The sequence below is a fragment of the Staphylococcus edaphicus genome, from assembly GCF_002614725.1.
GTDB classification, from domain to species: Bacteria; Bacillota; Bacilli; order Staphylococcales; family Staphylococcaceae; genus Staphylococcus; species Staphylococcus edaphicus.
Map to the genome: position 1 here is coordinate 33759 of NZ_MRZN01000014.1, position 14651 is coordinate 48409.

14 protein-coding genes and 1 other RNA gene are annotated in these 14651 nt (G+C 36.1%); 13 read left to right on the forward strand and 2 right to left on the reverse strand.

The genetic code is table 11. The annotated features are described in order from the left end of the window. Positions 1-76: 76 nt before the first annotated feature. Complete coding sequence (locus tag BTJ66_RS08950) at positions 77-268, reverse strand: hypothetical protein (RefSeq protein WP_099090622.1); 192 nt, start codon at positions 266-268, stop codon at positions 77-79. A gap of 293 nt (positions 269-561) precedes the next feature. Between BTJ66_RS08950 and BTJ66_RS08955 the strand changes: the two genes are divergently transcribed. Then, a complete protein-coding gene (locus tag BTJ66_RS08955; RefSeq protein ID WP_099090623.1) occupies positions 562-1206 on the forward strand; it encodes a DUF4887 domain-containing protein in 645 nt (214 codons plus the stop codon). Between the two features lie 111 nt (positions 1207-1317). Here BTJ66_RS08955 and BTJ66_RS08960 read toward each other — a convergent pair whose 3' ends face one another. Beyond that, positions 1318-1545 carry a hypothetical protein gene (locus BTJ66_RS08960; RefSeq protein ID WP_099090624.1) on the reverse strand — a complete coding sequence of 76 codons (228 nt, stop codon included), beginning with the start codon at positions 1543-1545 and terminating at the stop codon, positions 1318-1320. Positions 1546-1923: 378 nt separating this feature from the next. On the opposite strand from BTJ66_RS08960, the gene BTJ66_RS08965 reads away from it, so the two are divergent. The 12 genes from BTJ66_RS08965 (at position 1924) to ssrA (ending at position 14645) form a co-directional block, all read left to right on the forward strand. Further along, positions 1924-2952: a sugar-binding transcriptional regulator gene (locus BTJ66_RS08965; RefSeq protein WP_099090625.1), complete on the forward strand. Its 1029-nt coding sequence runs from the start codon at positions 1924-1926 to the stop codon at positions 2950-2952. A gap of 40 nt (positions 2953-2992) precedes the next feature. After that, positions 2993-4000 (forward strand): type I glyceraldehyde-3-phosphate dehydrogenase, encoded by a 1008-nt coding sequence (gap, locus tag BTJ66_RS08970; RefSeq protein ID WP_099090626.1) that lies wholly within the window; start codon positions 2993-2995, stop codon positions 3998-4000. Positions 4001-4132: 132 nt separating this feature from the next. Further along, positions 4133-5323, forward strand: coding sequence for a phosphoglycerate kinase (locus BTJ66_RS08975; RefSeq protein WP_099090627.1), 1191 nt, complete (start codon positions 4133-4135; stop codon positions 5321-5323). A gap of 79 nt (positions 5324-5402) precedes the next feature. Beyond that, entirely contained in the window at positions 5403-6164 is a 762-nt protein-coding gene (gene tpiA / locus BTJ66_RS08980) for a triose-phosphate isomerase (RefSeq protein WP_099090628.1), read from the forward strand. Position 6165: 1 nt separating this feature from the next. Further along, on the forward strand, positions 6166-7683 hold the full coding sequence (gpmI, locus tag BTJ66_RS08985) for a 2,3-bisphosphoglycerate-independent phosphoglycerate mutase (protein ID WP_099090629.1): 1518 nt from the start codon (positions 6166-6168) through the stop codon (positions 7681-7683). 191 nt (positions 7684-7874) lie between these two features. Beyond that, the gene (gene eno, locus BTJ66_RS08990) at positions 7875-9179 is read left to right on the forward strand and encodes a surface-displayed alpha-enolase (protein WP_099090630.1); all 1305 of its coding nucleotides are present in this window, start codon (positions 7875-7877) and stop codon (positions 9177-9179) included. Positions 9180-9629: 450 nt separating this feature from the next. Beyond that, complete coding sequence (locus tag BTJ66_RS08995; RefSeq protein WP_099090631.1) at positions 9630-10091, forward strand: hypothetical protein; 462 nt, start codon at positions 9630-9632, stop codon at positions 10089-10091. Positions 10092-10159: 68 nt separating this feature from the next. Then, positions 10160-10393: a preprotein translocase subunit SecG gene (gene secG, locus BTJ66_RS09000; protein WP_099090632.1), complete on the forward strand. Its 234-nt coding sequence runs from the start codon at positions 10160-10162 to the stop codon at positions 10391-10393. Between the two features lie 134 nt (positions 10394-10527). Beyond that, the gene (locus BTJ66_RS09005; protein WP_099090633.1) at positions 10528-11268 is read left to right on the forward strand and encodes an alpha/beta hydrolase; all 741 of its coding nucleotides are present in this window, start codon (positions 10528-10530) and stop codon (positions 11266-11268) included. A gap of 39 nt (positions 11269-11307) precedes the next feature. Continuing rightward, positions 11308-13692 (forward strand): ribonuclease R, encoded by a 2385-nt coding sequence (gene rnr, locus BTJ66_RS09010; RefSeq protein WP_099090634.1) that lies wholly within the window; start codon positions 11308-11310, stop codon positions 13690-13692. Positions 13693-13714: 22 nt separating this feature from the next. Next, complete coding sequence (smpB, locus tag BTJ66_RS09015) at positions 13715-14179, forward strand: SsrA-binding protein SmpB (RefSeq protein ID WP_099090635.1); 465 nt, start codon at positions 13715-13717, stop codon at positions 14177-14179. Positions 14180-14284: 105 nt separating this feature from the next. Beyond that, positions 14285-14645: a transfer-messenger RNA gene (gene ssrA / locus BTJ66_RS09020) on the forward strand. The last annotated feature ends 6 nt before the right edge of the window (positions 14646-14651 follow it).

A 14651-nucleotide genomic window follows, 5' to 3' on the forward strand; every position in this document is an offset into this window, starting at 1 on the left:
ACCTAATTTTTGTTTCGTAACTATCTTTTTACATTGGAGAATAATTTATTTAAAAACGACATGAGGTCGAGCGTGCTCAGAAGATAAGGGTAGCAATAAGGACAAACGCAATCAGGCACAATATAATCAAGATGATAAAGTAAGGTAATTTATTTTTGGTTTGGCCATGCGATTCGTAATCATCATTATTGGTCATTATTTGACGTAGTCCCTTTTTTTGATATGGTTTTTGTTGCTCTAAGTCGTTAAACGGATCATGCTTTTTCATATTTATAATACACATCCTGTTAGATTAATGTTAAAACTAATTAATTTTAATTATAAAATGATATAAAAGTATTGAAAAAGAAGATTGCTATAGATTAATATGAAACTATACGATGAACGATTTAGCTATACTTGTATTTTACTATACTTATGACGGTAAGATAACATACAGATAAAAAAATAGTTAATAAGTTTAATTAGTAAAAGAAATAGTGTAAAATATACATTTGATATTGAAAATATACGCACAAATGAAAACAAATGTTATGATATAAATTGAAGTGAGGGGAGCATATGCCAGACCATAATCAAAACAACAAGAAAATGAGTGGTTTTGCGAAAATTGTCAGTGGACTCATTGTACTATTATTAGTAGGTGGGTTGATTTTTGCTATTTTTGCATTTGTCGATCATTCAAACAAAGCGAATGAACGTTTAGCAGATCAAAAGCAAGAAGATAAAGACAAGAAAGATAAAGCAAAGACAAAAGAAGACAAAGACAAAAAAGATAAAGAAAAGTCTACTCAAGAATCACAACAAACACAACAGACTGTAGAAACGCAACAAACGCAGCAAACAATGCAGACACAACAAACGCAGCAAACACAACAACAAAGACAGACGCAACAATCACGACAACCAGCCACGGCTGAGCGTACAACTGAAGAAAAAAAATCTCCAGAAAAAACGAAAGAAGCAACAACTGAAGAAAGAACAACAGAAGAGAAAACGCCAGAACCTTCAACAGAGGAAAAAACTTCTGAACCTTCAACTGAAGAAAAAACAACCGAGCCATCTACTGAACAGAAAAAACCAGAACCTTCAACACAACAAAGAAGTTCACAGGGCAATACTCAAGAAAGATCAGCACCAAGCAATAACAACAATAGCTCAAGCTCCAAGGAAAGTGCTGAATCATCATCTTCTAAAGATGACTAACCTATAGGACCACGGAATCTATTTTAGTTGAGTAGATTTCGGGTCTTATTTTTTATTTGAAAGCACATACAGTTATGTCATTGTTGGACTATAATATGTGGAAAATAATTATTAAAAAAACAAATTTAATAAGAAAGTAATCAAAGAAGATAATAATATGAGTGTAATACAGCCACTAAGACAACCCAAAGGACCACAACCGCAACTCATATTTCTAGAATAATGAAATGTTTGATTAGAATTGAAAGGATTGCTTTGGTTAGTGCGTTTGAAATAGTCATCATCTTTATAGCGTTGATCTTTTGGATCGATGACATCTGGATGTTTATTTTGTGGCATACGTATTCCCCCTGATTGATTAATGATAATTCTATTTTAAAGACTAAAGATAATGTAAGCAATATATAGCACATGAAACAAACTGAAGTTTGATAATATATGAACGACTATTGTAGCGATGAAAAATGAAATCCAAGAACAAATGATTAATGAACTGTGCAATGGGTATAACATAAACATAAGACATTTCAGTTAAATGACCTATAATTATAAGTAATAGCTGAAAATTATAGTGAAACGTTTATCTCTTGCAATTTTAAATTGATAGTAGTATTATTACGAATATAAGAGGTTGTATTTTTTTGTCCCGATAGGGACGTAAAAAGTCAATCTATGGTTGGAACTTGACCCTTTATAAAGAAACGGAGGAGGATAGTAGTGAATGATTTGATGAAAATTCAACAAAAACTGGTGCCAGAACTTGTTGAAAAAATGGATCGACGTTTTTCAATTCTCACTACTATTGCTAAGCACCAACCTGTAGGTAGACGTAGTTTAAGTGAATACATGGATTTAACTGAACGTGTACTTCGTTCCGAAACAGACACATTGAAAAACCAAGCTTTAATCAAGGTTAAACCAACAGGCATGGAAATCACTGCAGAAGGTGAGACAACGGTTCGTCAATTAAATAGTTACTTTAATGTTTTATCTGATGACCACCATCTCTCACAAATGATAAAAGAACAATACGGCATCAAAGAGGTCTACGTAGTACCAGGTGATTCTGATATTGATCAAACAGTGAAAATTGAATTGTCACGACAAGCAGGACAGCTGGTTGAAGATGTACTTTATGACCATGCTGTTGTGGCTGTCACAGGCGGCTCAACGATGGCTTATGTTAGTGAAGCAATGCATAAACAACCGCATGATGTGTTCTTTGTTCCGGCACGAGGTGGACTTGGAGAAAATGTTGTATATCAAGCGAATACCATTGCAGCAAGTATGGCACAACAAACGAATGGTGATTATACAACATTATACGTTCCAGATAACGTGAGTGAGTCGACATATAATACACTGATGTTAGAACCTTCCGTTATTCACACCTTAGAAAAAATTAGAGAATCCAATATTACTATCCACGGCATTGGTGATGCGCTGAAGATGGCGCGAAGACGTCAATCACCTAACGAAGTTATAGAAAAACTTCAACATCACAATGCCTCGGGAGAAGCATTTGGATATTATTTCGATGATCAAGGCGACATCGTCCATAAAGTGAAAACAATTGGACTACAATTAGAAGATCTTGAGTCGAAAAGGTTTATATTTGCTGTAGCTGGGGGTAAATCTAAAGGAGAAGCAATTAAAGCTTATCTTTCAATTGCTCCAAAAAACACTGTATTAATTACAGACGAAGGTGCAGCAAGCGTATTTGCAAACAATAGTAATAAAAAGTGATTATACTTTTTAAATATCATTATTAAAGGAGGCCATTTAAATGGCAGTAAAAGTAGCAATTAATGGTTTTGGTAGAATTGGTCGTTTAGCATTCAGAAGAATTCAAAACGTTGACGGAATCGATGTAGTAGCAGTAAATGACTTAACAGATGACGAAATGTTAGCACATTTATTAAAATATGACACTATGCAAGGACGCTTCACAGGAGAAGTTGAAGTGGAAAATGACGGATTCCGTGTGAACGGACAAGAAGTTAAATCATTCTCTGAGCCAGACCCAAGTAAATTACCTTGGAAAGACTTAGACATTGATGTTGTATTAGAATGTACTGGTTTCTTCGCAGACAAAGAAAAAGCAGAAGCTCATATAAATGCAGGAGCTAAAAAAGTACTAATTTCTGCTCCGGCTACTGGTGATTTGAAAACAATCGTTTATAACACAAACCACCAAGAGTTAGATGGCACAGAATCAGTTGTTTCAGGTGCTTCATGTACTACTAACTCATTAGCTCCAGTTGCTAAAGTATTAAATGATGACTTTGGTTTAGTAGAAGGTTTCATGACTACAATTCATGCTTACACTGGTGACCAAAATACACAAGATGCGCCACACGCTAAAGGCGACAAACGTCGTGCGCGTGCAGCTGCTGAAAACATTATCCCTAACTCAACTGGTGCTGCCAAAGCAATCGGCTTAGTTATTCCTGAAATTGATGGTAAATTAGACGGTGGAGCGCAACGTGTTCCTGTAGCAACTGGTTCATTAACTGAATTAACCGTTGTATTAGAGAAAAGTGTAAGTGTTGACGATGTTAATGCTGCAATGAAGAATGCATCAAACGAATCATTTGGTTACACTGAAGACGAAATCGTTTCATCTGATGTTGTTGGTATGACTTACGGTTCATTATTTGATGCAACACAAACACGTGTAATGACAGTTGGCGACCGCCAATTAGTTAAAGTAGCAGCTTGGTATGACAACGAAATGTCTTACACTTCACAATTAGTTCGTACATTAGAACACTTAGCAACTCAAGCTAAATAATTCAATGTAAAAAATTAATTTAACAACTTTAATGTGCTGTTAAATTTAAACAATAAGCTTAGGAGTAAGCGGGGAGCACAACGCTTCTCCGCTTATTTTAATTTATTGTTTCATTCAGAGGAGGAAGCATACATGGCTAAAAAAATTGTAACTGACTTAGAATTAAAAGGTAAAACTGTACTTGTTCGCGCAGATTTTAACGTACCGATGAAAGACGGAGAAATTACTGACGATAATCGTATCGTACAAGCTTTACCAACAATCAAGTACATCATTGAACAAGGTGGGAAAATTGTATTATTTTCACATTTAGGTAAAGTGAAAGAAGAAAGTGATAAAGCAGAATTAACTTTGAAACCTGTTGCCGATGCATTAACTGACAAATTAGGTCAAACAGTTACTTTCGTACCTGAAACACGCGGAGAAAAACTAGAACAAGCCGTTGAAGACCTTAATGAAGGTGATGTGCTATTAGTTGAAAATACGCGTTTTGAAGATGTTGATGGCAAAAAAGAATCTAAAAACGATTCTGAATTAGGACAATATTGGGCATCATTAGGTGATGTGTTTGTAAACGATGCATTTGGTACTGCTCACCGTGAGCATGCTTCAAACGTTGGTATTGCTTCTAATTTAGAAACCGTTGCAGGATTCTTGATGGAAAAAGAAATTAAATATATCGGTGGCGTAGTTGAAAACCCTGATAAACCTGTAGTTGCAATTCTAGGCGGTGCCAAAGTTTCTGACAAAATTGGCGTTATTACTAACTTATTGAAAATTGCTGATAAAGTTCTAATTGGCGGCGGTATGTCATATACGTTCTTTAAAGCACAAGGTAAAGAAATTGGCTTATCTTTATTAGAAAAAGATAAAGTTGATTTTGCAAAAGAATTATTAGATCGTGCAGGAGATCAAATTGTCTTACCAGTTGATTGTAAAGTTGCAAAAGAATTTTCAAATGATGCTGAAATTACAGAAGTTTCAGTAGATGATATTCCAGCTGATCAAGAAGCTATGGACATTGGACCAAAAACAGTCGAATTATTTAAAGATCAATTACAAGGTGCGCATACAGTAGTATGGAACGGACCAATGGGTGTATTTGAATTAAGTAATTTTGCTAAAGGTACCATCGGTGTTTGTGAAGCAATCGCTGAATTAAAAGAGGCTAATACGATTATTGGCGGAGGAGATTCAGCAGCAGCAGCAATTTCATTAGGCTATGGTGATGACTTCAGTCATATTTCAACAGGTGGCGGCGCATCATTAGAATATCTTGAAGGTAAAGAACTACCAGGTGTAGTTGCAATTGCGAACAAATAAGCGCACGACTAACAACGGCAATCCATGATTATAAGTGGCGACACAATTAATCATAATTTACTAATAGGAGTGTAATATAATGAGAAAACCAATTATCGCAGGTAACTGGAAGATGAATAAAACAGTTAAAGAAGCAAAAGATTTTATCAATGAATTACCAACATTACCAGATACTAAAGAAGTAGAATCTGTCATCTGTGCACCAACAATTCAGTTAGATGCATTAGTTACTTTAGTAAATGATGGCAAAGCACAAGGGTTACAAATCGGTGCTCAAAATGCTTACTTTGAAGATAACGGTGCATTCACTGGTGAAACATCTCCAGTTGCATTAGCTGACTTAGGTGTTAAATATGTAGTTATTGGACACTCAGAACGTCGTGAAATCTTCCATGAAACGGATGAAGAAATTAACAAAAAAGCACACGCAATCTTTAATCACGGTATGACACCAATCATTTGTGTTGGTGAAACAGACGAAGAACGTGAAAGTGGTAAAGCGAATGAAGTTGTCGGTAACCAAGTGAAAAAAGCTGTAGAAGGCCTATCTGAACAACAACTACAACAACTTGTAATTGCTTATGAGCCAATTTGGGCTATCGGTACTGGTAAATCATCAACAGCTAAAGATGCCAATGAAATGTGTGCATTCGTTAGACAAACAGTTGCAGAGTTATCAAGTCAAACTGTAGCTGACGCAACTCGTATTCAATATGGTGGTAGTGTGAAACCTAACAACATTAAAGAATACATGGCAGAATCAGACATTGATGGCGCATTAGTAGGTGGCGCATCTCTTAAAGTGGATGATTTTGTACAATTGTTAGAAGGTGCAAAATAATATGGCTAAACAACCAACTGCATTAATTATTTTAGATGGTTTTGCAAACAGAGAAAGCGAACACGGTAATGCTGTGAAACTAGCTAATAAACCTAACTTTGATCGTTACTACAGTAAGTATCCAACGACTCAAATCGAAGCTAGCGGCTTAGATGTTGGACTTCCAGAAGGTCAAATGGGTAATTCAGAAGTTGGGCATATGAACATTGGTGCTGGACGCGTCGTATATCAAAGTTTAACGCGTATCAATAAATCTATTGAAGATGGCGATTTCTTTGAAAATGATGTACTCAATCATGCAATGAATCATGTTAAGAAGAATGATTCAGTACTACATGTATTTGGCTTATTGTCAGATGGTGGCGTACACAGCCATTATAAACACCTTTTTGCGCTATTAGATTTAGCTAAAAAACAAGGTCTAGAAAAAGTTTATGTACACGCCTTTTTAGATGGACGTGACGTTGACCAAAAATCAGCGCTTAAATATATCGAAGACACTGAAGCAAAATTCAAAGAACTAGGTATTGGTCAATTTGCTTCTGTTTCAGGTCGTTACTATGCAATGGATCGTGATAAACGCTGGGACAGAGAAGAAAAAGCTTATAATGCGATTCGCAATTTCGGTGGAGAAACATTTGAATCAGCAAAAGCGGGTGTTGAAGCAAATTATGATAAAGATCTCACAGATGAATTTGTTGAACCATTTATCGTTAAAGAACAGAATGAAGGAGTAAATGATGGCGATGCTGTTGTCTTTTATAACTTCCGTCCCGATAGAGCTGGACAACTGTCTGAAATATTTACGGATAAAGCATTCGATGGTTTTAAAGTAGAACAAATCAATGATTTATACTATGCAACATTTACTAAATATAACGATAATGTGAATGCAGAAATCGTATTTGAAAAAGTCGATTTAACCAATACAATCGGTGAAGTTGCTCAAGATAATGGGTTGAAACAATTACGTATAGCTGAAACCGAAAAATTCCCGCATGTGACTTATTTCATGAGTGGTGGTCGTAATGATGAATTTGAAGGTGAACGCCGCCGTTTAATCGACTCACCTAAAGTTGCAACATATGATCTCAAACCAGAAATGAGTGCGTATGAAGTGAAAGATGCTTTAATTGAAGAATTAAATCAAGGTGACTTGGATTTAATTCTGTTAAACTTTGCTAACCCAGATATGGTTGGACACAGCGGTATGTTGGAACCAACTGTTAAAGCAATTGAAGCAGTAGACGAATGTTTAGGCGAAGTTGTTGATAAGATCATTGAAATGGGCGGTCATGCAATCATTACTGCCGATCATGGTAATTCAGATATGGTACTCACAGATGATGATCAACCGATGACGACGCATACGACTAATCCCGTTCCAGTCATCGTTACAAAAGATGGTATTACTTTACGTGAAACGGGTCGTCTTGGTGATTTAGCACCAACATTATTAGATTTATTAAACGTAGAACAACCAGACGATATGACTGGTGAATCATTGATTCATCATTAATAAAAGCATTATTGTTATGAGCAAGATTGAAATGTAATCTGCTTAAGCATATGAGAATTTTCGCTTAAGCAGATAGCATCATATAAACAACACAAGAGAATTAAATTACTTTGTATTTATAGTATTTAAAGCTATAATGAAGATGAAATTTAATATTTCTAAACTACTTATTTATAAAGGAGATTATAAACATGCCAATTATTACAGATGTTTACGCTCGCGAAGTCCTTGACTCTCGTGGGAACCCAACAGTTGAAGTAGAAGTATTAACAGAGAGTGGTGCTTTCGGACGCGCACTTGTACCTTCAGGTGCTTCTACTGGCGAACATGAAGCAGTAGAATTACGTGACGGCGATAAATCACGTTACTTAGGTAAAGGTGTGATTAAAGCCGTTGACAATGTTAACGAAATTATTGCACCAGAACTTATTGAAGGTGAATTTTCAGTATTAGAACAAGTTTCAATCGATAAAATGATGATTCAATTAGACGGTACTGAAAACAAAGGTAAATTAGGTGCGAACGCTATCCTTGGTGTTTCTATCGCGGTAGCTCGTGCAGCAGCTGATTTATTAGGCCAACCACTTTACAAATACTTAGGTGGATTCAATGGTAAACAATTACCAGTTCCAATGATGAACATCGTTAACGGCGGTTCTCACTCTGACGCGCCAATCGCATTCCAAGAATTTATGGTATTGCCTGTAGGTGCAGAATCATTCAAAGAATCATTACGTTGGGGAGCAGAAATCTTCCACAACTTAAAATCAATCCTTAAAGATCGTGGTTTAGAAACAGCAGTAGGTGACGAAGGTGGATTCGCTCCTAAATTCGAAGGTACTGAAGATGCTGTTGAAACAATTTTAGAAGCAATTAAAGCTGTTGGCTTAACACCTGGCGAAGATGTATTCTTAGGGTTCGACTGTGCTTCTTCTGAATTCTTCGAAGATGGCGTTTATAACTATGCTAAATTCGAAGGTGAAAACGGTGCTAAACGTTCAGCTGAAGAACAAGTTGATTACCTTGAAGAATTAGTTAATAAATATCCAATCATCACAATCGAAGATGGTATGGATGAAAATGACTGGGACGGTTGGAAAGTATTAACTGATCGTATCGGTGATAAAGTACAGTTAGTTGGTGACGACTTATTCGTTACAAACACAGTTAAATTATCTGAAGGTATCGAAAAAGGTATCGGTAACTCAATCTTAATCAAAGTTAACCAAATTGGTACATTAACTGAAACATTTGACGCTATTGAAATGGCTCAAAAAGCAGGTTACACAGCAGTTGTGTCTCACCGTTCTGGTGAAACAGAAGATACAACTATTTCTGACATCGCTGTTGCAACAAATGCTGGTCAAATTAAAACTGGTTCATTATCAAGAACTGATCGTATTGCTAAATACAACCAATTATTACGCATTGAAGATGAATTATACGAAACAGGTAAGTTCGACGGACTTAAATCTTTCTATAACTTATCTAAATAATACAGCATTAAAATTTAAGTGTTCACGCGCAAACACGCAAGCCATTAATGGCTTGCGTGTTTTTTTAAAGCCCTACTTCTCAATTTATTAAGTTAGTGGACTTTTGCAATAGCGTTAGCGATTGTAATCTATTATCCCCAAATAAAAATTTCTGAAATAGTAATTTTGTTGTACCGTATCGGCAAGGACGTCTAGAATTGAAAAAGTAAAATAGGAAGACATTTTTCAAATTAGACAGCCACTGCCACCGGTTCTACTTTTTCAATAAAGCGTAGGCTAATGTAATCGCTAGGGTGATGACATAAGAAATAATAACCGAATGAATTTCGTTAATCCTACTATAGAGACACTATGCAAGGTACTATAATCTGGTTTATGTAAATTGTTCATCTTTTGTGATTAAACTGATATAATTAAAGATGTAAAACAATGAAGGAGTCTTAACGAATTATGGAAGTAAAACCTAAGTCAAAAGAAATTAAAACGGCTCATCTGATTGCATATAGTTCATTAATTATTGCGATACTCTCTGCAATACATTTATTCGTAGTGCTTGATGATAGTGTGATTAAACAACTGCTATCCAATAGCGGTCAATCAACATCTGAAAACGCGGTCGGTACGATTAAAAACAGTTTCCAATTCACTGGTATTATGTACATTTTTGCTAATTTAGCAGGTATCTTCGCCATCTGGAACAGACACACATATTTATGGTGGTTTATGTTTGCAGTGTTTGTATCGCAAATACTGTACAATTTAATTAACATCGGTGCAGTTTACGGGGCGATATTAGATATAAAATCAAGCTTAAACATCATTCCATTAACACTTGTACTTGTTATGTCGTTTGTGTTAGCGGTATATATGCTGATCGTTTCAATCAAGCGTAAAAGCACGTTCAATAGATAGAAGTTTGCTAAAGAAGACGAACGTATGATATAATGCGTTTCGTATATAATGAATGGAGGACAATTTTCATGCATACATTAATAATGATACTTTTGATTTTAGATTGTATTGCATTAGTAACTGTTGTATTACTCCAAGAAGGTAAAAGTAATGGACTTTCAGGCGCAATTAGTGGTGGCGCAGAGCAGTTATTTGGTAAACAAAAGCAACGCGGTATTGATTTATTCTTGCATAGATTAACAATTGTATTGTCTGTCATTTTCTTCTTGTTAATGTTAGGCATAAGCTATTTTGGTTTATAAGGTCCGACAATGTTAAAGTCGGGCTTTTTTATTTATAATAGTTCATATGACTTTTAAAAATAATTGAGGTAAATATAAGGCTAACTTAAATAGAATACACATATTCAAAGCATAATCGAAAGGGTTGAAAGACAATGCAAATCAAACTTCCAGAACCTTTCTTCTTTGAAGAAAGCAATAGAGCTGTATTATTGTTACATGGTTTTACAGGGAATTCCTCAGACGTGCGACAATTAGGTCGTTACCTACAGAAAAAAGGTTATACATCTTATGCACCACAATATGAAGGACATGCAGCACCACCTGAAGAGATACTAGAGTCCAGTCCTTTTGTATGGTATAAAGATGCGTTAGATGGTTATGATTTTTTAGTAGAAAAAGGATACGATGAAATCGTAGTCGCAGGATTATCACTGGGTGGATGTTATGCTTTAAAACTAAGCTTAAACAGAGATGTAAAGGGTATTGTAACAATGTGTTCACCTATGTTCATCAAGACGGAAGGGTCAATGTTCAACGGTGTTCTAGAATACGCTCGAAATTTCAAAAAGTATGAAGGTAAAGATGAAACGACCATTGAAAAAGAGATGGATAACTTTAAACCAACAGATACTTTAAAAGAGCTACAAGGACAAATTCAGGACGTCAGAGACCACATAGATGAAGTGATGGATCCATTATTAGTCGTACAAGCAGAACAAGATCAAATGATTAATACAGATTCTGCAAACGTTATATACAATGAGAGCGAATCTGATGACAAAGATATCAAATGGTATGCGAATTCAGGACATGTCATCACTATCGATAAAGAAAAGGAATTAGTATTCGAAGATGTATACAATTTCTTAGAGTCATTAGATTGGTCTCATTAAAAAACTAAGAAGTATTTAAAAATAGAAAGGAGGGGCATAATGAATTTAAAGCAATCCATTGAAGAAATAATTAAACAACCAGATTATGAACCCATGTCTGTGTCTGATTTTCAAGATGCATTAGGTTTAAATAGTGCCGACTCATTTAGAGACTTAATTAAGGTGCTTGTTGAATTAGAACAAACAGGTTTGATTCAACGAACAAAAACAGATAGATATCAGCGTAAGGAAAATCAAAAGTCCAATCAATCCAAACTGATCAAAGGTAAACTAAGCCAAAATAAAAAGGGCTTTGCGTTCTTACGTCCAGAAGAAGAGGAAATGGATGACATTTTCATTCCACCAACGAAAATCAATAGAGCTATGGATGGCGATACGGTCCTAGTGGAAGTACACCAATCTAAAGGTGAACACAAAGGTAAGTTAGAAGGCGAAGTTAAGACGATTGAAACACATTCAGTGACACAGGTTGTTGGTACTTATAGTGAAGCACGCCACTTCGGATTTGTGTTACCGGATGATAAACGCATTATGCAAGATATCTTTATCCCTAAAGGTCAAAATCTAGGTGCCATAGATGGTCATAAAGTGCTAGTGCAAATCACTAAATACGCAGATGGTACAGATAACCCTGAAGGTATCGTATCAGCAATTTTAGGCCATAAAAATGACCCAGGTGTTGATATTCTATCAATCATCTATCAACATGGTATTGAAATTGAATTTCCAGACAATGTGTTAGCAGAGGCTGAAGCAGTCCCAGATTATATCGAACCATCGCAAATTGAAGGTCGTCGTGATTTGCGTGATGAACTAACGATTACTATTGATGGTGCAGACGCTAAAGACTTAGATGATGCGATTAGTGTTAAAAAATTAACCAACGGCCATACACAATTAACAGTCAGTATTGCTGACGTTAGCTACTATGTCACTGAAGATTCAGCGCTAGATAAAGAGGCCTATAGCCGTGCGACAAGCGTGTATTTAGTTGATCGTGTTATACCTATGATTCCACACCGTTTAAGTAACGGCATATGTTCGTTAAATCCACACGTTGATCGACTTACATTAAGTTGTCAAATGGAGCTGGATGAACGTGGCGATGTGGTTGGACATGAAATTTTTGATAGTGTCATCCATTCCAATTATCGTATGACCTATGACGAAGTGAATGAAATCATCACTGATCAAAATGCTGAGACACGTAATAAATACAGTGAAGTCACACCAATGCTAGATTTGGCACAAGACCTATCTCAACGCTTAATCAATATGAGAAGACGTCGTGGTGAAATTGACTTTGATATTAATGAAGCTAAAGTGCTTGTTAATGAAGAAGGCATTCCCACAGATGTAGAAATGAGAAAGCGCGGTGAAGGTGAGCGTTTAATTGAATCATTTATGCTTGCAGCTAATGAAACCATTGCAGAACACTTTGACCGTTTAGAAGTACCATTTATCTATCGTGTCCATGAGCAACCAAAATCAGAACGTTTACGTCAATTCTTTGATTTTGTGACTAATTTTGGGTTAATGATTAAAGGAACAGGTGAAGATATTCATCCTTCTACATTACAAAAAATTCAACAAGAAGTTGAAGGTCAACCAGAACAAATGGTTATTTCAACTATGATGTTACGTTCTATGCAACAAGCACGTTATGATGATGTGAATTTAGGACATTTTGGCTTGTCAGCTGAATACTACACGCATTTTACGTCACCTATACGTAGATATCCAGATTTAATTGTTCATAGATTGATTCGTAAATATATCATTGAACAATCTATGGATAGAAAAGAAATAAATAAATGGGAAGCTTTGTTACCTGAAATTGCAGAACACACATCACAAAGAGAACGTAGAGCAATAGAAGCTGAACGTGACACAGATGAACTGAAAAAAGCAGAATACATGGTGCAACATATCGGCGAAGAATTCGAAGGTATTATTAGTTCAGTTGCAAACTTTGGTATGTTCATAGAATTACCGAACACAATCGAAGGTATGGTACATGTATCTAATATGACAGATGATTACTATCACTTTGATGAACGCCAAATGGCCATGATAGGTGAGCGCCAAGCAAAAGTATTCCGCATCGGTGATCCAGTTCAAATTAAAGTCATTAATGTAGATGTAGATGAACGCATGATTGATTTTCAAATCGTAGGTATGCCATTACCAAAAAATGATCGTGGTCAAAGACCAGCACGTGGTAAGACAATACAAGCTAAGACACGTGGTAAATCATTAGATAAATCTAAAGATGATCAAAGTGGTAAAGGCGGGCGTACGAAGCAAAAACAACGTAAAGGTAAAAACAAACGCAACAATGATCAAAATAAAGGCAATACAAAACACAAGCCATTTTATAAAGATAAAAATGTAAAAAATAAAGCACGTAAGAAGAAAAAATAACTCAACGAAGAGGTGAAACTCAATGCCAAAGAAAAAATCACCAGGAACACTAGCGGAAAATCGTAAGGCCAGACATGATTATAATATAGAAGATACGATTGAAGCGGGCATTGTGTTACAAGGAACAGAAATAAAGTCGATTCGTCGTGGTAGTGCAAACCTGAAAGATAGTTATGCGCAAGTTAATCGTGGCGAAATGTTTCTAAACAATATGCACATTGCACCTTATGAAGAAGGTAACCGATTTAACCACGATCCACGACGTTCACGTAAGCTATTACTACACAAACGCGAAATAGCAAAGCTAGGAGAGCGTACACGTGAAGTTGGCTATTCTATCATACCTTTGAAACTCTATCTGAAACATGGGCACTGTAAGGTCTTACTTGGCGTTGCACGTGGTAAGAAAAAATACGATAAACGTCAAGCATTGAAAGAAAAAGCAGTGCAACGTGATGTGGCTAGAGAGATGAAAGCCCGTTATTAAGCGGATATATTGCCAAAGATATCAATCTTTGGTAATATAATATGTGCTTTCTGAAAAAGTCTGTTTGCAATACAGCGTACCAGAAAGTACATTTAATATTATTCAGGGGGCGTTTTTGGATTCGACAGGGGTTCCATGAGCTAGTTAAGCGTGTCGGAGGGTTGTCTCCGTCACTAACACACACAGTTATAATAACTGGCAAAGAAAACAATAATTTCGCAGTAGCTGCGTAATAGCACTCTGCATCGCCTAACCGCATCTCCTATGTGCCGTTAACGCGATTCAACCTTTAGTAGGATACGCTAGGCACTGCCGTTTGAAGTCTGCCTAGAAGAGATGAATCAAACTAGCATAATGACGGATGTCTATCACCTCCCATTATGCGAAATTCATTGATAGACTACGCACGTAGAAGTGCTAGTATCAGAACCTCTGGACGCGGGTTCGAATCCCGCCGTCTCCACTATAGAGT